Annotated in this window: 22 protein-coding genes; 1 reads left to right on the forward strand and 21 read right to left on the reverse strand. The window is 59.0% G+C overall.

Going from position 1 to position 19,745, the window contains the following annotated elements:
• Positions 1 to 72: 72 nt before the first annotated feature.
• The 19 genes from der to trmJ all read right to left on the reverse strand — a co-directional run bounded on the left by der (position 73) and on the right by trmJ (position 16,942).
• Entirely contained in the window at positions 73 to 1,542 is a 1,470-nt protein-coding gene (gene der / locus CCX46_RS24670; protein ID WP_034156263.1) for a ribosome biogenesis GTPase Der, read from the reverse strand.
• A gap of 237 nt (positions 1,543 to 1,779) precedes the next feature.
• On the reverse strand, positions 1,780 to 2,931 hold the full coding sequence (bamB, locus tag CCX46_RS24680; protein WP_038362973.1) for an outer membrane protein assembly factor BamB: 1,152 nt from the start codon (positions 2,929 to 2,931) through the stop codon (positions 1,780 to 1,782).
• Positions 2,924 to 3,565, reverse strand: a complete 642-nt coding sequence (locus tag CCX46_RS24685; protein WP_007916865.1) for a YfgM family protein — start codon at positions 3,563 to 3,565, stop codon at positions 2,924 to 2,926. Before CCX46_RS24685 ends, bamB begins: the two co-directional genes overlap by 8 nt.
• A gap of 41 nt (positions 3,566 to 3,606) precedes the next feature.
• Positions 3,607 to 4,896, reverse strand: a complete 1,290-nt coding sequence (gene hisS / locus CCX46_RS24690) for a histidine--tRNA ligase (RefSeq protein ID WP_016984369.1) — start codon at positions 4,894 to 4,896, stop codon at positions 3,607 to 3,609.
• Between the two features lie 37 nt (positions 4,897 to 4,933).
• Entirely contained in the window at positions 4,934 to 6,043 is a 1,110-nt protein-coding gene (gene ispG / locus CCX46_RS24695; protein ID WP_003227888.1) for a flavodoxin-dependent (E)-4-hydroxy-3-methylbut-2-enyl-diphosphate synthase, read from the reverse strand.
• A 3-nt stretch (positions 6,044 to 6,046) separates the two neighbouring features.
• Positions 6,047 to 7,090 (reverse strand): RodZ domain-containing protein, encoded by a 1,044-nt coding sequence (locus CCX46_RS24700; RefSeq protein WP_127929662.1) that lies wholly within the window; start codon positions 7,088 to 7,090, stop codon positions 6,047 to 6,049.
• On the reverse strand, positions 7,090 to 7,848 hold the full coding sequence (gene pilW / locus CCX46_RS24705; protein ID WP_077574426.1) for a type IV pilus biogenesis/stability protein PilW: 759 nt from the start codon (positions 7,846 to 7,848) through the stop codon (positions 7,090 to 7,092). The genes CCX46_RS24700 and pilW overlap by 1 nt, the downstream gene beginning before the upstream one ends.
• 12 nt (positions 7,849 to 7,860) lie before the next feature.
• Complete coding sequence (rlmN, locus tag CCX46_RS24710) at positions 7,861 to 9,009, reverse strand: 23S rRNA (adenine(2503)-C(2))-methyltransferase RlmN (RefSeq protein WP_016984373.1); 1,149 nt, start codon at positions 9,007 to 9,009, stop codon at positions 7,861 to 7,863.
• A gap of 28 nt (positions 9,010 to 9,037) precedes the next feature.
• A complete protein-coding gene (ndk, locus tag CCX46_RS24715; protein WP_007916882.1) occupies positions 9,038 to 9,463 on the reverse strand; it encodes a nucleoside-diphosphate kinase in 426 nt (141 codons plus the stop codon).
• An 87-nt stretch (positions 9,464 to 9,550) separates the two neighbouring features.
• Positions 9,551 to 9,751 carry a Fe-S cluster assembly protein IscX gene (iscX, locus tag CCX46_RS24720; protein WP_122589961.1) on the reverse strand — a complete coding sequence of 67 codons (201 nt, stop codon included), beginning with the start codon at positions 9,749 to 9,751 and terminating at the stop codon, positions 9,551 to 9,553.
• A gap of 14 nt (positions 9,752 to 9,765) precedes the next feature.
• A complete protein-coding gene (gene fdx, locus CCX46_RS24725) occupies positions 9,766 to 10,107 on the reverse strand; it encodes an ISC system 2Fe-2S type ferredoxin (protein WP_007916885.1) in 342 nt (113 codons plus the stop codon).
• On the reverse strand, positions 10,107 to 11,972 hold the full coding sequence (hscA, locus tag CCX46_RS24730; RefSeq protein ID WP_127929663.1) for a Fe-S protein assembly chaperone HscA: 1,866 nt from the start codon (positions 11,970 to 11,972) through the stop codon (positions 10,107 to 10,109). The genes fdx and hscA overlap by 1 nt, the downstream gene beginning before the upstream one ends.
• Positions 11,973 to 12,023: 51 nt before the next feature.
• On the reverse strand, positions 12,024 to 12,545 hold the full coding sequence (hscB, locus tag CCX46_RS24735; protein ID WP_007916889.1) for a co-chaperone HscB: 522 nt from the start codon (positions 12,543 to 12,545) through the stop codon (positions 12,024 to 12,026).
• 8 nt (positions 12,546 to 12,553) lie between these two features.
• Entirely contained in the window at positions 12,554 to 12,877 is a 324-nt protein-coding gene (iscA, locus tag CCX46_RS24740) for an iron-sulfur cluster assembly protein IscA (RefSeq protein ID WP_003227904.1), read from the reverse strand.
• 34 nt (positions 12,878 to 12,911) lie between these two features.
• Positions 12,912 to 13,298, reverse strand: coding sequence for a Fe-S cluster assembly scaffold IscU (gene iscU, locus CCX46_RS24745; RefSeq protein ID WP_007916892.1), 387 nt, complete (start codon positions 13,296 to 13,298; stop codon positions 12,912 to 12,914).
• A gap of 101 nt (positions 13,299 to 13,399) precedes the next feature.
• Positions 13,400 to 14,614 carry an IscS subfamily cysteine desulfurase gene (locus CCX46_RS24750; RefSeq protein WP_064118924.1) on the reverse strand — a complete coding sequence of 405 codons (1,215 nt, stop codon included), beginning with the start codon at positions 14,612 to 14,614 and terminating at the stop codon, positions 13,400 to 13,402.
• A 47-nt stretch (positions 14,615 to 14,661) separates the two neighbouring features.
• Positions 14,662 to 15,153, reverse strand: a complete 492-nt coding sequence (gene iscR / locus CCX46_RS24755) for a Fe-S cluster assembly transcriptional regulator IscR (RefSeq protein WP_127929664.1) — start codon at positions 15,151 to 15,153, stop codon at positions 14,662 to 14,664.
• Between the two features lie 238 nt (positions 15,154 to 15,391).
• Positions 15,392 to 16,168 carry a serine O-acetyltransferase gene (gene cysE / locus CCX46_RS24760; RefSeq protein WP_007916901.1) on the reverse strand — a complete coding sequence of 259 codons (777 nt, stop codon included), beginning with the start codon at positions 16,166 to 16,168 and terminating at the stop codon, positions 15,392 to 15,394.
• 3 nt (positions 16,169 to 16,171) lie between these two features.
• Positions 16,172 to 16,942: a tRNA (cytosine(32)/uridine(32)-2'-O)-methyltransferase TrmJ gene (trmJ, locus tag CCX46_RS24765; RefSeq protein ID WP_007916903.1), complete on the reverse strand. Its 771-nt coding sequence runs from the start codon at positions 16,940 to 16,942 to the stop codon at positions 16,172 to 16,174.
• 145 nt (positions 16,943 to 17,087) lie between these two features.
• Between trmJ and suhB the strand changes: the two genes are divergently transcribed.
• The gene (gene suhB / locus CCX46_RS24770) at positions 17,088 to 17,906 is read left to right on the forward strand and encodes a type III secretion system regulator SuhB (protein WP_016773320.1); all 819 of its coding nucleotides are present in this window, start codon (positions 17,088 to 17,090) and stop codon (positions 17,904 to 17,906) included.
• Positions 17,907 to 18,156: 250 nt separating this feature from the next.
• Here suhB and CCX46_RS24775 read toward each other — a convergent pair whose 3' ends face one another.
• Complete coding sequence (locus CCX46_RS24775) at positions 18,157 to 18,705, reverse strand: glycine zipper 2TM domain-containing protein (RefSeq protein WP_007916907.1); 549 nt, start codon at positions 18,703 to 18,705, stop codon at positions 18,157 to 18,159.
• Positions 18,706 to 18,826: 121 nt separating this feature from the next.
• Positions 18,827 to 19,741 (reverse strand): protein translocase subunit SecF, encoded by a 915-nt coding sequence (gene secF, locus CCX46_RS24780; RefSeq protein ID WP_095123431.1) that lies wholly within the window; start codon positions 19,739 to 19,741, stop codon positions 18,827 to 18,829.
• Between the last annotated feature and the right edge of the window lie 4 nt (positions 19,742 to 19,745).

Here is a 19,745-nt window from a genome sequence, read left to right on the forward strand (position 1 = left end):
CGCTTATATGACGCAGAGCGTCACGGGATACATTCCCACGCGGAGCATGGGAACGATCAGCGAGCCGCGACCTTATTTCTTGTCGCGGCGCTTCTTGTCGGCTTTCTTGTGGTGCGACATCAAGCGACGCTTCTTGTTGACCTGGCGGTCGGTCAGCGTGGTCTTGTTGCCTTCGTACGGGTTCTCGCCGCCCTTGAACTCGATGCGGATCGGCGTACCGACCAGCTTCAGCACACGACGGTAAGTGTTCTCCAGATAGCGCACATACGACTTCGGCACTTTCTCGATCTGGTTACCGTGGATCACGATGATCGGCGGGTTGGCACCACCCAAGTGGGCATAACGCAGCTTGATCCGGCGGTTGTTGACCATCGGTGGCGCGTGCTCGCCAACGGCGTCTTCGAGAATCTGGGTCAGACGGTTGGTCGGCCAGCGGGTGACCGCCGACTTGAACGAGTTCTGCACGGAAGCGTAGAGGTTGCCCACGCCAGTGCCGTGCAGTGCCGAGATGAAGTGGATGTCGGCGTAATCAACGAAGAACAGACGACGCTGCAGTTCGACCTTCACATAGTCGCGCTCGCTCGGCGTCATGCCGTCCCACTTGTTGATCGCGATGACCAGCGCACGACCCGACTCGATGGCAAAACCGAGCAGGTTGAGGTCGTGATCGACCACGCCTTCGCGCGCATCCATCACGAAGATCACTACGTTGGCGTCTTTGATCGCCTGCAGGGTTTTGACCACGGAGAATTTTTCAACTTCTTCGTGGATCTTGCCGCGCTTGCGCACACCAGCGGTGTCGATCAGCGTGTACTTCTCTTCATTGCGTTCGAACGGAATGTAGATACTGTCGCGCGTGGTGCCGGGTTGGTCATAGACGATAACCCGGTCTTCACCAAGCATGCGGTTGACCAGCGTCGATTTGCCGACGTTCGGACGGCCGATGATGGCGATCTTGATCCCGTCTTTTTCGCTTGGGCCAGGAATGCGCTTGGCTTCCTCGCCTTCGGCAACGATCTCTTCTTCGCCTTCTTCCGGCTCTTCTGCGTCTTTGGGGAAATCACCCAAGGCGATTTCCAGCATCTGCGTGATGCCACGGCCGTGAGCACCGGCGATCGGGATCGCGTGGCCCATGCCCAACGGAGCGAACTCAGCGCGGGCCATTTCCGGGTCGATGTTGTCGACCTTGTTGGCGACCACGTAGGAACGCTTGTTACGTTTGCGCAGGTGTTCGGCGATCATCTGGTCGGCGGCGGTGAAACCAGCCTTGGCATCTACCAGGAACAGCACAACATCCGCTTCTTCAATGGCCAGCAGCGACTGCTCGGCCATTTTTTCGTCCATACCGTGCTCGTCACCGGAGATACCACCGGTGTCGACCAGAATGTAGGAACGCCCTTGCCACTTGGCCTCACCGTACTGGCGATCACGGGTCAGACCGGACAAGTCGCCGACGATGGCGTCACGAGTCCTGGTCAGGCGGTTGAACAAGGTGGACTTGCCGACGTTCGGTCGGCCCACCAGGGCGATTACGGGAACCATGCGGCTCTCCACTTCGTTATTTCAGAAAATACAAAAGCCGCTGCGAGGCAGCGGCTGGTGCTCGGGGCAACACTGTGGGTGTTCTCTGTGGGAGCGAGTCTGCTCGCGAAAAACGCCAAGGCACCGCGTTTATTCAGGCCGTCTGCGTAATCGTTGACGCCCATCGCGAGCAGGCTCGCTCCCACATTCATACTCACAAGTGAAGCTGCCTGGGGGTGTTAACCCCAAGCATAGTTGTTACTTGATGGTCAGGGCTTCCAGTTTGCCGCTGTTGCCATATACATAAATCGTGTCACCCACCACCAGCGGACGGGCACGCAGGCCGTCGCTGTCGATGCGCTCACGGCCGACGAAACGACCGTCAACCTGACTCAGCAGGTGCAGATAACCTTCCAGGTCACCCACTGCAACATAGCTGGAGAACACTTCCGGAGCCGACAGTTGACGGCGAGCCAGCGAATCGTTGCTCCACAATGCAGTGGTGGAACGCTCGTCGACGCCTTCAACGGTGCCCGAAGACAGGCTCACGTAAACGCTGCCGAAACCCTGAGCGATACCGGCATAGCTCGACGCATCGCGCTGCCAGAGTTGACGACCGCTTTCCAGGTCCAGTGCCGCAACGCGACCCTGGTAGCTGGCAACGTACAGGGTGCCGCCGGACAGCAGCAGACCGCCGTCGATGTCGACCACGCGCTCCAGTTCCGAACGACCTTGTGGAATCGCAATGCGTTGTTCCCACACCGGCACGCCGTTGGAAATGTCCAGAGCAACCACTTTACCGGTCGACAGACCAGCCACCGCGAGGCGGTTGGTCACCAACGGGGCACTGGTGCCACGCAGGGTCAGTACGGCCGGGGTGCTGTCATACACCCAGCGCTGGGTACCGGTGGAGGCATCCAGGCCGATCAGACGATCGTCCTGAGTCTGCACCACTACGACGTCACCGTTGTTAGCCGGCGGCGCGAGGACTTCGCTGTTTACGCGAGCACGCCACTTCTCTTCACCGTTGCTGGTGTCCAGAGCGACGACTTCGCCACGCAGGGTGCCGATCAGCACCAGACCATAACCAACGCCGACAGCGCCGGAGACGGGCAGCTCAAGATCCTGCTTCCATTTCACGTCGCCATTGCCGCGATCCATGGCCATCACCACGCCGGTCACATCAGCGGCGTAGATGGTGTCACCGTCGATCGCCGGCACCAGCATGTTGTAGGTTTCGCCCTGACCGTCACCGATCGAACGACTCCACTGCTTGTGCAGAACCACTTCTTCTTTGAAGTCGGTCAGTTCGGCCGGTGGCAATTCTTTTTTGCTGTTGCTGCTGCAACCCGCGGCCAGAAGGGCCAGAGCCAGCAATGCTGCATGCTTCCAACGGATCACGTCACGCATCCCCTTTGGCCAGGTCGTCGAGCTTGATTTGAAGGCCACCGACCGCCGCTTCATCCGACAGTGCCGCCTTGGCTTTTTGATACGCCTTGTTCGCGTCATCGGTACGGCCCAGCTGCACCAGCAGGTCGCCCTTGAGTTCTTCGCGAGTGGCAAGGAACGCTTTGTCGGCATCGCCGTCGAGCAGTTTCAGGCCGTCTTCAGCCTTGTTCTGCGCGCCAAGCACCTGCGCCAGACGCTGACGGGCGATTTCGCCCAGCGCCGGGTTGGCCGGTTTGTCGACGATGGCTTTCAGCTCGGTCGCGGCGTCATCCAGCTTGCCGCTGTCGACCGCCACTTTGGCCACGAACAGGCTGCCGTACTGCGCGTAGGCAGAACCGCCGAATTCGCTGTTGAGCTTGCCGGCCAGGTCCGCAACGCGGGCCGCATCAGGCTTGCCGTCAGGCGTCAGCGTGGTTTCCAGCAATTGCTGATAGAGCACCGAGGCGCCTTGCGACTGGTTGCTCTGATACTTGTGATAAGCCTGCCAGCCGAACACGATGACCAGCGCCAACAGGCCGCCGGTGACCAGAGGTTTGCCGTTGCGTGTCCACCAGTCCTTCAAATCCGCCAACTGTTCGTCTTCGGTACTCGACACCCCAATACTCCTTAATCGCTAAATCGGCTGTTTGGACAGCTTCAACCCTGCACGACGCAGGTGGCCAGGTGAGCGGCGAGCGCATCCCAGGCAATGCTTTGTTGTTCGCCCTGGCCACGCAGGGGTTTGAAACCTACCACTTGCTGGGCCATTTCGTCGTCACCGAGGATCAGTGCGTACAGCGCACCGCTCTTGTCGGCCTTCTTGAACTGGCTTTTGAAGCTGCCGGCGCCGGCATTGACTTGCAGACGCAGGTTTGGAAGTTGATCGCGAACCCGTTCAGCCAGAGCCAGACCGGCCAGCTCGGCTTCTTCACCGAAGGCGCAGAGGTAGACATCGACCTGACGGGAGATTTCTTCCGGAATCTGCTCAAGGGTTTCCAGCATCAAAACCAGACGCTCGATGCCCATGGCGAAACCAACGCCAGTGGTCGGCTTGCCGCCCATCTGCTCGACCAGACCGTCGTAACGGCCACCGGCGCAGACAGTGCCTTGGGCGCCGAGCTTGTCGGTGACCCATTCGAAAACGGTTTTGCTGTAGTAATCGAGGCCGCGAACCAGTTTCGGGTTGAGCACGTACGGAATGCCAACGGCATCCAGGCGCGCTTTCAAACCTTCGAAGTGTGCACGAGACTCGTCATCGAGGTAGTCGGCCATCTTCGGCGCATCAACCAGCACCGCTTGAGTGTCGGCATTTTTCGTGTCGAGCACGCGCAGCGGGTTGGTTTTCAGACGACGCTGGCTGTCTTCGTCGAGCTTGTCGTGGTGCGCCGAGAGGTACTCGACCAGCGCTTCACGATAGCGACCACGGGACTCGCTGGTACCCAGACTGTTGAGCTCGAGCTTGACCGCATCACGGATACCCAACTCGCCCCACAGGCGCCAGGTCATGGTTATCAGCTCGGCGTCGATGTCCGGACCGTCGAGGTTGAACACTTCCAGACCGATCTGGTGGAACTGGCGATAACGGCCTTTCTGCGGACGCTCGTGGCGGAACATCGGGCCGATGTACCAGAGTTTCTGTACCTGGCCACCGCCGGTGATGCCGTGCTCAAGCACAGCACGCACGCACGCCGCGGTGCCTTCCGGACGCAAGGTCAGGGAGTCGCCGTTGCGGTCTTCAAAGGTGTACATCTCTTTTTCGACGATGTCGGTCACTTCACCGATCGAGCGTTTGAACAGCTCGGTGAACTCGACGATCGGCATACGGATCTGCTTGTAACCGTAGTTATCCAGCAGACGCGCAACGGTGCCCTCGAAATAACGCCACAGCGGGGTCTGTTCGGGCAGGATGTCGTTCATGCCACGAATGGCTTGCAGAGACTTGCTCACTTTAAATCCTTAAATTCGTTCGGCGCTTCAGTCAGGCTCAGCCGCGCGCAATAACCGCAGCGTCAGCTTCGACCTTTTCGGCCGCTTTCTGGCGGATCAGCTTTTCCAGCTCGTCCACCAGATTGTCATTCGTCAGTTTCTGCGACGGCTTGCCGTCGATATAAATCAGGTTTGGCGTACCGCCGGTCAAGCCGATATGGGCTTCCTTGGCTTCGCCGGGGCCGTTGACCACGCAACCGATCACCGCGACATCCAGCGGCACCAGCAGGTCCTCAAGGCGCCCTTCCAGCTCGTTCATGGTTTTCACCACATCGAAGTTCTGCCGCGAGCAGCTCGGGCAGGCGATGAAGTTGATGCCACGGGAACGCAGATGCAAAGACTTGAGAATGTCGTAACCGACCTTCACTTCCTCGACCGGGTCGGCCGCCAACGAGATGCGGATAGTATCGCCAATCCCTTCGGCGAGCAGCATACCTAGGCCCACGGCGGATTTCACTGTGCCCGAACGCAATCCACCAGCTTCGGTGATGCCCAGGTGCAGCGGCTGAACGATTTCTTTCGCCAGCAAGCGGTAGGCTTCGACGGCCATGAACACGTCGGAGGCTTTCACGCTGACCTTGAAGTCCTGGAAGTTCAGGCGTTCGAGATGCTCAACGTGACGCAGAGCGGACTCAACCAGCGCGGCTGGCGTCGGCTCGCCATATTTCTTCTGCAGGTCTTTTTCCAGGGAACCGGCGTTGACGCCGATGCGGATCGGAATCCCGCGATCACGTGCCGCATCGACCACCGCACGAACACGATCTTCGCGACCGATGTTGCCCGGGTTGATGCGCAGGCAGTCCACACCCAATTCGGCTACGCGCAGGGCGATCTTGTAGTCGAAGTGGATGTCGGCAACCAACGGCACTTTGACCAGTTGCTTGATCTTGCCAAACGCCTCGGCGGCGTCCATGTCCGGTACCGAAACGCGAACGATGTCGACGCCGGCGGCTTCCAGACGATTGATTTGCGCAACAGTGGCGGCAACGTCATTGGTGTCGCTGTTGGTCATGCTCTGCACCGCGATCGGCGCATCGCCGCCCACCGGTACGTTGCCGACCCAGATCTTGCGCGAAACGCGACGTTTGATTGGAGATTCGCCGTGCATGACTTATTGACCCAACTTCAGGCGAGCAGTCTCGCCACTGGTGAACGGAGCGATATCGACCGGTTGGCCGTTGTAGCTGACCTGTGCGGCGCGAGCTACGCCCAGACGTACGTTAAGCGGCGGCTTGCCGGAAACGGTGACGCTATCGCCTTTATGCTTCAGACCACTGAAAATCACTTTGCCACGGCCATCGGTCACTTGTGCCCAGCAATCGGCGCTGAACTGCAGTTGGACCTGACCGTCGCCAGCGACCGGAGCGGCCACTTCTGCGGTTGGTGCTGGTGTAGCAGGAACCACTGGAGCGGTAACGGTTGGCGCTGGGGTAGCAGGAACGGTTGGCGCAGGAGTGGCCGGATTGGCGACAACCGGGGCTGGCGTATGAACCGGGGCGGACGGCGTTACAGCCGGAGCAACCGGTGCAGTTGGAGCGGTTGCCGGGGAGGCCACTTCGGCGCCAGTCGATTCAGCGGTAGTTTCAGACTGAGGCAATGCCAGTGCAGTCGAACTGTCGGCCTGATTTTCCTCGACAGCCTGATCTTCCGGCTCATCGATCGGATGAATCTGGGTGGTGCCGTCAGCACCTTCGACTTCAACGTGCTCAGGCGCCAGAGAAGCCAGATCCTTGGTACGCAGCGAGGTCTGATCCTGCCACCAGACGAAACCGCCGCCGATGACCGCGATCAGCAACAGCAGGCTGACAATACGCAGAATGGTATGGGAAACCCGCACCGGCTCTTCGATACGACCGAGGGCATGAACGTTGCTGCCCTGGGAATCGGTGCCGGTGGACTGGTCGAATTGCTGAACCAGAACGGTCTGGTCCATGCCGAGCAACTTGGCATAGGCGCGAATGTAACCGCGAGCGAAAGTATGCCCCGGCAGCTTGTCGAAAGCGCCGGCTTCAAGATTGCTCAGGGAGGTCACGGTGAGGTTGAGCTTGAGGGCCACTTCGGCCAGCGACCAGCCATTGCTTTCGCGGGCCTGGCGCAGGGTCTCACCGGGGTTAACGCGATTCGCTGCTACAACTTCGGGATGCGCCGCTTTCATCATTGCTCCGACAGGTATTGCTGATATTCCGGCGTACCGGGATAGAGTCGTTTTAATTGCAGGCCATAACTGGCGGCCTTGTCGCGATCTTCAAACACTTTTGCCAGCCGAACGCCGAGCAATAGACTACGTGCATTTTGTTCGGTCAGCAGGCTGAAACGGTCGTAATAGTCACGCGCGGGCACATAATGCCTGTCTTCGAAGGACAACTCAGCCATTTCCAGCAATGCGCGCGGTTGTTGGCGATTCAAGCGCAGTGCCTTTTCCAGCTGCTGCTGCGCCAGATCACGCTGACCAAGCTTTGCTGCCGTCATGCCGAGGTTTTCGAACACACGCGAACGCTCAGGATACAGGGTATCGGCGGCGGCCTGTTCAAAACGCTCGTAGGCTTCTTTATAACGCTGTTGCTCGTAGAGAAAACTGCCGTAGTTGTTGAGGATGCGCGCATCGGCGGGACGGGAGGACAAAGCCTTGCGGAAGTGTTCGTCGGCCAGCTCAGGCTCCATTTCGGACTGGAACACCAAGCCGAGAGCAGCGTTGGCGTCAGGATCGGAACCGTCGATTTCCAGCGCCTTCTTCAGCGGCACCTTGGCCCGTTCGGTCATGCCTTGCTGCAAGTACCCCAGCCCCAACTGCACGTAGGCAGCCCGCGCTTCATCGCGGCCCTTGCTGGTCTTCATCGGGTTGTAGTCACCCGACAGGACACAACCAGCACACAGGCTGGTCAACAGCAACAGCAGCGCAAAGCGCAGGGACATAGAGATCCTCTCTTAGTTAGTGTTCGCGGCGTTCTGTGCCAGATCGCTGTCGGCGCTCAACTCGCGCACGGCGATGTAACGTTCGCTGCGACGGGTGCGATCCAGCACCTGCCCTACCAATTGACCACATGCGGCGTCGATGTCTTCACCACGGGTGGTGCGGACAGTGACGTTGAAACCGGCCTGATGCAACTGATCCTGGAACCGACGGATCGCGTTGTTGCTCGGACGCTCGTACCCGGAGTGCGGGAACGGGTTGAACGGAATCAGGTTGATCTTGCACGGAATGTTCTTCAGCAGCTCGATCATCTCAACGGCGTGCTCGACCTTGTCGTTGATGTCCTTGAGCAAGGTGTACTCGATGGTCAGCACACGTTTCTCGCCAAGGGCGGACATGTAGCGCTGGCACGACTCGAGCAGCATCTTAAGCGGATATTTCTTGTTGATCGGCACCAATTGGTTACGCAATGCGTCATTCGGTGCGTGCAGCGACAGCGCCAGGGACACGTCGATGTGCTTGGCCAGCTCATCGATCATCGGCACCACACCCGACGTGGACAGGGTCACGCGGCGCTTGGAGATCCCGTAGCCGAGGTCATCCATCATCAGATGCATGGCGGCGACGACATTGTCGAAGTTCAGCAGCGGCTCACCCATGCCCATCATCACCACGTTGGTGATGGCACGGTCGACGGTTGCCGGGACACTGCCGAAAGATTTGTTGGCAATCCACACCTGGCCGATGACTTCGGCGGCGGTGAGGTTGCTATTGAAGCCTTGCTTGCCGGTGGAGCAGAAACTGCAATCCAGGGCACAGCCTGCCTGGGACGAAACGCACAGAGTGCCGCGTTTGCCCTGGGGAATGTATACGGTCTCGACGCAGCTGCCGGACGCCACGCGCACCACCCACTTACGGGTGCCGTCGCTGGAGATGTCCTCGCTGACCACTTCCGGACCACGGACCTCAGCAATAGCCTTGAGCTTGTCGCGCAAGGCCTTGCTGACGTTCGTCATGGCGTCGAAATCATCGACACCAAAGTGGTGAATCCATTTCATTACCTGACCGGCACGGAAACGCTTCTCCCCGATTGAGTCGAAGAATTTTTCCATTTCCTGTTGAGTCAGACCCAGCAGGTTGGTTTTTACAGTCGATGTAGTCATGGATTCACCTTCACTCTTAAGCCAATGCTTAGCGAGTGGTTACTTCAGTAGCTGCGAAGAAGTACGAGATTTCACGAGCAGCTGCGGCTTCGGAGTCCGAACCGTGAACAGCGTTGGCGTCGATGGAATCAGCGAAGTCAGCGCGGATGGTGCCGGCAGCAGCTTCTTTAGGGTTGGTAGCGCCCATCAGCTCACGGTTCAGAGCGATAGCGTTTTCGCCTTCCAGAACCTGAACAACAACAGGACCGGAGATCATGAAAGCAACCAGGTCGCCGAAGAAACCACGAGCGCTGTGCTCAGCGTAGAAGCCTTCAGCTTCAGCTTTGGACAGTTGCTTCAGTTTCGAAGCTACAACGCGCAGGCCGGCTTTTTCGAAACGAGTGGTGATTTCGCCGATGACGTTTTTTGCAACAGCGTCAGGCTTGATGATGGAGAAAGTGCGTTGAACAGCCATGGTGTAACTCCAGAAACGGTAATTTGCGAAAAATTAAACCCGCGAATTATACGCGGGTTCTTGGGTATTGCCTAACCTGCGAGACGATCAGTCCAATTCTTTGGCCCAGAGCTCCTGAACCGCCTCCAGCACCTTCTCGCCGACACGGCCAGAAGTGCTATCGAAATCGGGCAGAACCTGGATCATCTGCTGCAGACGGACAAAACCTACAGAATACGGATCGACGCCGGCATGGGCCTCGGCCAGTTCCTCTGCAATACGTTGAACATCATTCCAACCGTAGCTCATGACAGTCTTACCAGTCAGTGCGGCGCTTCGGCCGCATGGTTAAGCGAATATTTCGGAATCTCGACGGTGATGTCTTCTTCACCAACGATAGCCTGACAGGCCAGACGCGATTGCGCTTCCAGACCCCAGGCACGATCGAGGAAATCTTCTTCCAGCTCGTCGGCCTCTTCCATCGAGTCGAAACCCTCACGGATGATGCAGTGGCAGGTAGTGCAAGCGCAGACGCCGCCGCAGGCGCTTTCCATCTCGATGTGGTGTTCGTGGGCCAGTTCGAGAATCGATGTGCCGGGCGCAGCCTCTACAACCATGCCTTCAGGGCAGAACTTCTCGTGGGGCAGAAAAATGACCTGCGGCATCAGATATCCTCGATTTCATTCAGATTGCGCCCCGACAGAGCGGCTTTCACCGTCAGATCCATGCGGCGGGCAGCAAAAGCATCGGTCACTTGCGACAGACGCTTGGTCTGTTGCTCGATGGCGTAGCCATCAGTGCCTTTCATCAGTTCGGCCAGTTCCTGCAGCTGCAGATCGATGACCATGCGCTCTTCGGCGTCGAGCAAACGCTCGCCATCAACCTCAAGAGCGCCCTGCACCGCTTCAATCAGGCGCTGGGCATCGACTTGCTGCTCACGCAGAACACGGGCGACCTTGTCGTCATTGGCGTGCTGGAACGAATCTTTCAGCATCTTGGCGATTTCGCCGTCGGTCAGACCGTAGGACGGTTTGACCTGAATGCTTGCCTCAACGCCTGAACCCAGTTCACGGGCAGAAACGCTGAGCAGACCGTCGGCATCGACCTGGAAGGTCACGCGAATCTTCGCCGCACCGGCCACCATTGCCGGAATACCACGCAATTCGAAGCGCGCCAGCGAGCGGCAGTCGCTGATCAGCTCGCGCTCACCCTGCAGGACGTGGATCGCCATGGCCGACTGGCCGTCTTTATACGTAGTGAAATCCTGTGCGCGCGCGACGGGGATGGTGGTGTTGCGTGGAATCACCTTCTCCATCAGACCGCCCATGGTTTCCAGCCCCAGGGACAGCGGAATCACGTCGAGCAGCAGCAGTTCGCCGCCATCGCGCTTGTTGCCAGCCAGCGTATCCGCCTGGATCGCAGCACCGATGGCCACCACTTGATCCGGGTCGATTTCAGTCAGAGGCTGACGACCGAAGGCTTCAGCAACAGCTTCGCGAACACGCGGCACGCGAGTCGAACCGCCAACCATGACCACGGCGTGCACGTCTTCCAGCTCAATACCGGAATCGCGAACGGCGCGACGGCAGGCTTTCAGGCTGCGCGCGACCATTGGCTCGATCAACGCATCGAAGGCTTCGCGCGTCAGCGGCGCTTTCCAGTCGCCATAGACCACTTCAACGCTGGCCGCATCGGTCAGGGCTTCCTTGGCCGCGCAAGCGGTTTGCAGCAGATTGCGTTGTGCGCCCGGATCGAGATCGGCGGACAGGCCCGCGCTCTCGATGATCCAGCCGGCAATGGCATGATCGAAGTCATCGCCGCCCAGCGCACTGTCGCCGCCAGTGGCCAGCACTTCAAAAACACCGCCAGTCAGACGCAGAATCGAAATATCGAAGGTGCCGCCGCCCAGGTCATAAATAGCGACCAGGCCTTCAGCGTGTTGATCCAGACCGTACGCCACAGCGGCCGCAGTCGGCTCATTGAGCAGACGCAGCACGTTCAGACCGGCGAGTTTCGCCGCGTCCTTGGTGGCTTGGCGCTGAGCATCATCGAAGTAAGCAGGAACGGTGATCACCGCGCCCACCAGTTCGCCACCCAAGGTCGCTTCAGCGCGCTGACGCAAAACCTTGAGGATATCGGCGGAGACTTCGACCGGGCTTTTCGGGCCTTGCACGGTGTCGATGAACGGCATGTGCGACTCGCCACCGACAAAGCGGTACGGCAGTTGCTCGCCCAATTGCTTGACGTCGGACAAACCACGACCCATCAAGCGCTTGACCGACAGCACGGTGTTCAACGGATCGGAAGCGGCAGCCAGCTTGGCCGACTCGCCGACTTCGACGCGATCGGCGTGGTAACGCACAGCGGACGGCAGGATGACCTGCCCGTTTGCGTCGGCCAACGGCTCGGAAAGACCACTGCGCAACGCAGCGACCAGCGAATTGGTAGTGCCCAAGTCAATCCCCACAGCCAGACGACGCTGGTGCGGTTGAGGACTTTGGCCGGGTTCGGCGATCTGCAGTAGGGCCATCGTGATCAGGACTTATCTGTATATCAGGCGTGCGACCGGAGCGGCACTGGGTTAATCGTCGAGGCGCTCTTCTAACTGGCGCACTTCGTAGGTGAGCTTGTCGAGGAACTGCATGCGCCGCATCAGGCGTTCGGCCTGCTCGCGTTGCGCTGCATCATCCCAACAGGCTGCGAAGCTTTCATTGAGTTCTTCCTGAGCTACTTTCAAGCGCCGCTTGAACACCGCAACACCGTCGAGGTCGGCACTGTCCTGGAGGTCTTCGAGCTCTTCGCGCCATTGCATCTGCTGCAGAAGAAACTCGGGATCATGGACCGTGACTTCCATCGGCACTTCATGCCCGCTGATGGTCAGCAGGTAGCGTGCGCGCTGGGCCGGACTCTTGAGCGTCTGATAGGCGTCGTTGAGCCGCGCAGACTGCTCGAGTGCCGACCGCTGCTCCCGCTCGGAAGCGTCGGCAAAGCGGTCAGGATGAACGCCGCGCGCCAACTCACGATAGCGCGTGGCCAACTGCTCGAGATCCAGACGGAAACCCGGTTGCAGCTCGAATAAAGCGAAATGACAAGGAATACCCACGACAAGCCTCAGATGTTGAAGCTTTCGCCGCAGCCACATTCACCGCGTACGTTGGGGTTGTTGAACTTGAAGCCTTCGTTCAACCCTTCCTTGACGAAATCGAGCTCGGTGCCGTCCAGATAGGCGAGGCTTTTCGGGTCGATGATCACTTTTTCGCCGTGACTCTCGAACACCTGATCCTCTGCAACCACCTCGTCGACAAACTCCAGCACGTAGGCAAGGCCGGAACAGCCTGTGGTGCGAACACCCAGACGAATCCCTTCACCTTTGCCGCGCCCGTCGAGGGAGCGCCGCACGTGTCGAGCAGCCGCTTCTGTCATGCTGATAGCCATCGGTGACTCCTTACTCGTCGCCAAATCCAGAAAGTCAGATCAAGCCTTTCTTCTGCTTGTAATCGCGAACAGCCGCTTTGATAGCGTCTTCAGCCAGTACCGAGCAGTGAATCTTCACTGGCGGCAGGGCCAGTTCTTCGGCCAGCTGAGTGTTCTTGATGGTTTCTGCTTCGTCCAGGGTCTTGCCCTTCATCCACTCGGTGGCGAGGGAGCTGGAAGCGATAGCCGAACCGCAGCCGTAGGTCTTGAACTTGGCATCTTCGATGATGCCAGCGTCGTTGACCTTGATTTGCAGACGCATCACGTCGCCGCACGCCGGAGCGCCGACCATGCCGGTGCCGACATCAGGATCTTCCGCGTTCATCTTGCCGACGTTGCGCGGGTTTTCGTAGTGGTCGATGACCTTTTCGCTGTAAGCCATGATTCTCAATCCTCACTCATCAGGGCCGCTCTTGAGACCCTGCAACTGCGCTGCGTAAACCGCCGCGTCGCTACAGGATCTGTATCTGGCGGCTTCTATATTTAGTGTGCCGCCCACTCGATTTTCGAGATATCGACGCCGTCTTTGTACATGTCCCACAGCGGCGACAGAGCGCGCAGCTTGGTAACGGCCTCGCAGACTTTCTGCGCGGCGTAGTCGATTTCTTCTTCGGTGGTGAAACGGCCGAAGGTGAAGCGGATCGAGCTGTGTGCCAGTTCGTCGTTGCGGCCCAGGGCGCGCAGTACGTACGAAGGCTCCAGCGACGCCGAGGTGCACGCCGAACCGGACGATACCGCCAGATCCTTGAGCGCCATGATCAGCGACTCGCCTTCAACGTAGTTGAAGCTCAGGTTCAGGTTGTGCGGAACGCGGGCGGTCAGGCTGCCGTTGACGTACAGCTCTTCCAGGTGCTCGACCTGCTTGTAGAAACGGTCGCTCAAGGCTTTGATACGGACGTTTTCAGCAGCCATGTCTTCTTTGGCCACACGGAACGCTTCACCCATACCGACGATCTGGTGGGTCGCCAAGGTGCCGGAACGCATGCCACGCTCGTGACCGCCGCCGTGCATGGTCGCTTCGATGCGCACACGCGGCTTGCGGCTGACGTACAGCGCGCCGATGCCTTTAGGGCCATAGGTTTTGTGAGCGGAGAACGACATCATGTCGACTTTCAGCTTCTGCAGATCGATGTCGACCTTGCCAGTGGACTGAGCGGCGTCGACGTGGAACAGAATGCCCTTGGCGCGGAGCATTTCGCCAATAGCGGCGATGTCGTTGACGGTGCCGATTTCGTTGTTCACGTGCATCACGGAGACCAGGATGGTGTCTTCGCGCAGTGCAGCTTCAATCATGGCCGGAGTGATGAGACCGTCTTCGGTCGGCTCGAGGTAGGTGACCTCGAAACCTTCACGCTCCAGTTGGCGCATGGTGTCGAGGACAGCCTTGTGCTCGATCTTGGAGGTGATCAGGTGCTTGCCCTTGGAGCCGTAGAAATGCGCCGCACCCTTGATTGCCAGGTTGTCGGACTCGGTGGCACCGGAGGTCCAGACGATTTCGCGCGGATCGGCGTTGACCAGATCGGCCACCTGACGACGGGCGTTTTCGACGGACTCTTCAGCTTTCCAGCCGAACACGTGGGAACGGGACGCCGGGTTACCGAAGTTTCCGTCGACCAGCAGGCATTCACTCATCTTTTGCGCAACACGCGGATCAACCGGGGTGGTCGCAGAGTAATCAAGGTAAATCGGCAATTTCATGGACTATCTCCTAAATCAGGGCTGGCGTGCCGCTAGCTCTCTGGCTGTCATTCGACGGCGGACGCTTCAATCTTGTCCAGGCGTGGCGCCTTGCTGTTGCAACGGCGCTTGTCCTGACGCTGGGCTACTTCTTGCACCTCACGGCGAGTCACAAGATCAGCCAAGCTGATACCACTTAGAAATTCGTGAATCTGCAGGCTCAAGTCGCACCACAGATGGTGGGTCAGGCACGTGTCGCCGGAATGGCAATCGCCCTGGCCCTGGCATTTGGTGGCATCAACCGATTCGTTTACCGCATCGATCACCTGAGCGACCTGGATGCCCTGCATGTCGCGGGACAACTGGTAGCCACCACCCGGGCCGCGAACACTGGAAACCAGGTTGCTGCGGCGCAGCTTGGCGAACAGCTGTTCGAGGTAGGACAGGGAGATGCCTTGGCGCTCGGAGATATCGGCCAGGGACACGGGCCCGTGCTGCGCGTGCAACGCCAGGTCAAGCATGGCGGTCACGGCGTATCGGCCTTTTGTAGTCAGTCGCATGGACAGTTACCACGGAGTTCAGAATGGGGCGAGTATGCAATTCCCGAGTATTTAAGTCAACTTTAAGACCTAGTACTTTAGTCAGGTTTACCCGCAAAAGAGCGCGCGCATCATAGCAAAGGCTGGCGGCATGCAGCCAGCGGTACCGCGTTATCGTTCTTCGCGAGCAGGCTCGCTCCCACAAGGGATATGCATTCCAATGTGAGAGCGAGCCTGCTCGCGAAGGCAGCGCTGCGGTTTAGCTGGCTTTGGATTCGTCTTTGCCTTTGACGCAGGCGAAGTCTTCTTCACGCAGCTCAGGCAGATCTTTCGCACAGTAATTGCTGCCCAGATCCTTCAGCGCACCGCACATCCCCTCCAGACGCCCATCCACCGCTTGCAGGTGATCGAGCAACTGACCAATGGCGCGCGCCACCGGGTCGGGCATGTCTTCGCTGACGCCATAGGCATCAAAACCGATTTTCTCGGCCATGGCCTTGCGCTTGGCGTCCTGCTCTTCGTCAGACTTGACGATGATTCGTCCAGGAATACCGACAACAGTGGCGCCAGGCGGCACTTCTTTGGTCACCACAGCATTGGAGCCGACTTTGGCACCCGCGCCGACCGTGAACGGACCGAGCACCTTGGCGCCCGCGCCCACGACCACACCATCGCCCAACGTCGGGTGACGTTTGCCTTTGTTCCAGCTGGTACCACCCAGAGTCACGCCCTGATAGATGGTCACGTCATCGCCAATCTCGGCAGTCTCACCGATGACAATGCCCATGCCGTGGTCGATAAAGAAACGTCGACCGACCTTGGCGCCCGGATGAATCTCGATCCCGGTCAACCAGCGGCCGAAGTTCGACACCAGCCGCGCCAGCCATTTCAGCTCGTTGCGCCAGAGCATGCCGGCCAATCGATGAATCCAGATCGCATGCATACCGGGGTAGCAAGTCAGGACTTCAAAAGCGTTACGCGCCGCCGGGTCTCGATGGAACACGCTCTGGATATCTTCACGCAAACGCTCAAACATCATTTAGTCCTTCCGCTTAAGAAGCTCACCACGGGCCGCTTTCTGGGTTTCCGTGAGGATGCCACGCAAAATATTCATTTCCGCCCGGCTGACCGAGCTGCGTCCGTACAACCGGCGCAGGCGCGCCATCAAGTGCCGTGGTTTTTCCGGATCGAGGAATTCGATGGCGACCAGCGTCTGCTCCAGATGCTCATAAAAGCGCTCCAGCTCATCCATGGTCGCCAGCTCGGCGCTTTTCACCGAGGCCACTTCCTCTTTCTCGATCTTGCTCGGCTGACCTTGTGCAGCCAGCCAGGCCATGCGCACTTCGTAGCTCAACACCTGCACCGCCGCGCCCAGGTTCAGCGAACTGAACTCAGGGTCGGAGGGGATGTGCACGTGAAAGTGACATCGCTGCAGCTCTTCGTTGGTCAGACCGGAATCCTCACGACCGAATACCAGAGCGATTTCGGCGCCCTGCCCGGCTTCTTCAACCACTTTGGTGCCGCACTCGCGCGGATCCAGCAGCGGCCAGGGGATTCGACGGTCACGGGCGCTGGTGCCAAGCACCAGATTGCAGCCGACCAAGGCGTCTTCCAACGTGGCGACGACTTGCGCATTTTCAAGGATGTCACCGGCACCGGAAGCACGAGCATCGGCTTCGTGGTGCGGGAAGACTCGCGGTTCGACCAGCACCAATCGCGACAGACCCATGTTTTTCATGGCGCGCGCGGCCCCGCCGATGTTGCCGGGGTGGCTGGTATTGACCAGGACGACACGAATGTTCTGCAGCAAGGGAGGCGCTCTCGGACACAGGAAAGGGGTGCAAATCTTACAGAACAGCCTACCGTTAAGCTATGAAAGCGAACAGCGTCCTTCACCTGAAGAAAAGTTCTGATAGAATGCGCGGCTTTCTTTAACAACCTTAGGTGACACATCCATGCAGCCCATGCTGAATATCGCGCTGCGCGCCGCCCGCAGCGCCAGTGAACTGATCTTCCGCTCCATCGAGCGCCTGGATACCATCAAGGTCGACGAAAAAGACGCCAAGGATTATGTATCCGAGGTCGATCGCGCCGCCGAACAGAAAATCATCGATGCTCTGCGCAAGGCCTACCCGAATCACTCGATCCAGGGTGAAGAAACCGGCCTGCACGCTGGCACCGGCATCGAAGGCGAAGAGTACCTGTGGATCATCGATCCACTGGACGGCACCACCAACTTCCTGCGCGGCATTCCTCACTTCGCTGTCAGCATTGCCTGTAAGTACCGTGGCCGCCTGGAACACGCAGTGGTTCTGGACCCGGTTCGCCAGGAAGAATTCACCGCCAGCCGTGGTCGCGGCGCTCAACTGAACGGTCGTCGTCTGCGCGTCAGCGGTCGCACCAGCCTTGACGGCGCCCTGCTGGGTACCGGCTTCCCGTTCCGTGATGACCAGATGGACAATCTCGACAACTACCTGGGCATGTTCCGCGCCCTGGTTGGCCAGACTGCCGGTATCCGCCGCGCCGGTTCCGCCAGCCTGGACCTGGCTTATGTGGCTGCCGGTCGTTTCGATGCGTTCTGGGAATCGGGCCTGTCCGAGTGGGACATGGCTGCGGGCGCCCTGCTGATTCAAGAAGCTGGCGGCCTGGTGAGCGACTTCACCGGCGGCCACGATTTCCTTGAAAAAGGCCACATCGTTGCCGGCAACACCAAATGCTTCAAAGCAGTTCTGACGGCGATCCAGCCGCACCTGCCGGCTTCGCTGAAGCGCTAAGCTTCCGGCGAAACGAGAAAAGCACCCTTCGGGGTGCTTTTTTTTATGTCTGGAATTTGTCACCCGCCACACCACGAGACCAATGTAGGAGTGAGCCTGCTCGCGATAGCGGTGTATCAGCCACCACCTGCATCGAATGATAAATAGCTATCGCGAGCAGGCTCACTCCTACAGGGGATTTGTTGCGTGGCTTAAATGGCGGACACAAAAAAGCACCCCGCAGGGTGCTTCTTTGTAAAACAGCCGGTAATTACTGAGCCGGCTCATTCTGCGACAGAATCAGCTTGCCTTCCTTGTCGACCGGAATCTGGTTGCCCGGATCGCGATCCATCCGCACCTTGCCTTCCTTGCCATCGAGCGAGTAACGCACGTCGTAACCGACGACCTTGTCGCTGATGTCATTGACCGTGTTGCAGCGGGTTTGCGTGGTGGTGTAGGTGTCACGCTCTTGCATGCCTTCCTGCACCTTGTTACCCGCATAACCACCACCGACCGCACCGGCTACCGTGGCAATCTTCTTGCCGGTGCCGCCGCCAATCTGATTACCCAGCAAACCACCTGCCAATGCACCGACGACGGTACCGGCAATCTGGTGTTGATCTTTTACCGGTGCCTGACGAGTCACTGTCACGTCCTTGCACACTTCACGTGGAGTCTTGATCTGTGTTTTAACCGGTTCAACGGCCAATACTTGCGCATACTCAGGGCCGCTTTTAACCAGGCTGTAGGTGGCAACAGCACCCCCGGCAGTCACACCGACAGCACCCAATACCGCACCAACCAGCAACGACTTGTTCACATGAACCTCCTGACCATCACATGCGGGACGCGCCCGCGCTTCTCCCAGCCTTGGAGCATAAAAAAAGGCGCGAGTTCAACTCGCGCCTTTCTTGGGCTGACAGCCGGGAAAACGATGGCCGTTATGGACGGTCGTCGACTTCCTTCTCGGTGTTGGCCGGAGGAATCAGATCCTCGGTAGTCAGGTTCAGCCAGATCAGCACCACGTTAGCGATGTAGATCGACGAGTAAGTACCCGCCAGAACACCGATAAACAGCGCGATCGAGAAGCCGAACAGGTTGTCACCGCCGAAGAACAGCAGCGCAGCGATCGCCAGCAAAGTCGAGATCGACGTCGCCATGGTGCGCAGCAGGGTCTGCGTGGTCGAGATGTTGATGTTCTCGATCAGTGTTGCCTTGCGCAGGACACGGAAGTTCTCACGAACCCGGTCGAATACCACGATGGTGTCGTTCAGCGAGTAACCGATGATTGCCAGCACCGCCGCCAGCACGGTCAGATCGAAAGTGATCTGGAAGTACGACAGGATGCCGATGGTCACGATCACGTCGTGAATCAGCGAAACGATGGCACCGACCGCGAACTTCCACTGAAAGCGGAAAGCCAGGTAGATCAGGATACCGCCGAGCGCCAGCAGCATGCCGAGGCCGCCCTGGTCGCGCAGTTCTTCACCGACCTGCGGGCCGACGAACTCGACACGCTTGACCGTCGCCGGGTTGTCGCCGCCGACCTTCAGCAGCGCTTCCGCCACCTGATGGCCCAGTTGCGGGTCTTCACCCGGCATGCGCACCAGCAGATCGGTAGTCGCACCGAAGCTCTGCACGATTGCTTCGTGGTAACCCGACGTCGCCAGTTGCTCACGCACCTTGGTAACGTCGGCCGGACGCTCGTAGGTCAGCTCGATGAGCGTACCGCCGGTGAAGTCCAGGCCCCAGTTCATACCCTTGGTCACGACACTGAACATAGCCAGCAACGTGAGAAACACTGTGACGCCGAACGCGAAGTTGCGAACGCCCATGAAGTTGATTGTACGTAACATGGCA

This window comes from Pseudomonas sp. RU47, from assembly GCF_004011755.1.
GTDB lineage: Bacteria > Pseudomonadota > Gammaproteobacteria > Pseudomonadales > Pseudomonadaceae > Aquipseudomonas.

What these genes read in the sequence shown, in the direction of transcription:
- der (WP_034156263.1), bottom strand. Translation starts at nt 1,542, where the DNA reads ATGGTTCCCGTAATCGCCCTGGTGGGCCGACCGAACGTCGGCAAGTCC.
- bamB (WP_038362973.1), bottom strand. Translation starts at nt 2,931, where the DNA reads ATGCGTGACGTGATCCGTTGGAAGCATGCAGCATTGCTGGCTCTGGCC.
- ispG (WP_003227888.1), bottom strand. Translation starts at nt 6,043, where the DNA reads ATGCACGGCGAATCTCCAATCAAACGTCGCGTTTCGCGCAAGATCTGG.
- CCX46_RS24700 (WP_127929662.1), bottom strand. Translation starts at nt 7,090, where the DNA reads ATGAAAGCGGCGCATCCCGAAGTTGTAGCAGCGAATCGCGTTAACCCC.
- pilW (WP_077574426.1), bottom strand. Translation starts at nt 7,848, where the DNA reads ATGTCCCTGCGCTTTGCGCTGCTGTTGCTGTTGACCAGCCTGTGTGCT.
- rlmN (WP_016984373.1), bottom strand. Translation starts at nt 9,009, where the DNA reads ATGACTACATCGACTGTAAAAACCAACCTGCTGGGTCTGACTCAACAG.
- ndk (WP_007916882.1), bottom strand. Translation starts at nt 9,463, where the DNA reads ATGGCTGTTCAACGCACTTTCTCCATCATCAAGCCTGACGCTGTTGCA.
- iscX (WP_122589961.1), bottom strand. Translation starts at nt 9,751, where the DNA reads ATGAGCTACGGTTGGAATGATGTTCAACGTATTGCAGAGGAACTGGCC.
- fdx (WP_007916885.1), bottom strand. Translation starts at nt 10,107, where the DNA reads ATGCCGCAGGTCATTTTTCTGCCCCACGAGAAGTTCTGCCCTGAAGGC.
- hscA (WP_127929663.1), bottom strand. Translation starts at nt 11,972, where the DNA reads ATGGCCCTACTGCAGATCGCCGAACCCGGCCAAAGTCCTCAACCGCAC.
- iscA (WP_003227904.1), bottom strand. Translation starts at nt 12,877, where the DNA reads ATGGCTATCAGCATGACAGAAGCGGCTGCTCGACACGTGCGGCGCTCC.
- iscU (WP_007916892.1), bottom strand. Translation starts at nt 13,298, where the DNA reads ATGGCTTACAGCGAAAAGGTCATCGACCACTACGAAAACCCGCGCAAC.
- CCX46_RS24750 (WP_064118924.1), bottom strand. Translation starts at nt 14,614, where the DNA reads ATGAAATTGCCGATTTACCTTGATTACTCTGCGACCACCCCGGTTGAT.
- iscR (WP_127929664.1), bottom strand. Translation starts at nt 15,153, where the DNA reads ATGCGACTGACTACAAAAGGCCGATACGCCGTGACCGCCATGCTTGAC.
- cysE (WP_007916901.1), bottom strand. Translation starts at nt 16,168, where the DNA reads ATGTTTGAGCGTTTGCGTGAAGATATCCAGAGCGTGTTCCATCGAGAC.
- suhB (WP_016773320.1), top strand. Translation starts at nt 17,088, where the DNA reads ATGCAGCCCATGCTGAATATCGCGCTGCGCGCCGCCCGCAGCGCCAGT.
- secF (WP_095123431.1), bottom strand. Translation starts at nt 19,741, where the DNA reads ATGTTACGTACAATCAACTTCATGGGCGTTCGCAACTTCGCGTTCGGC.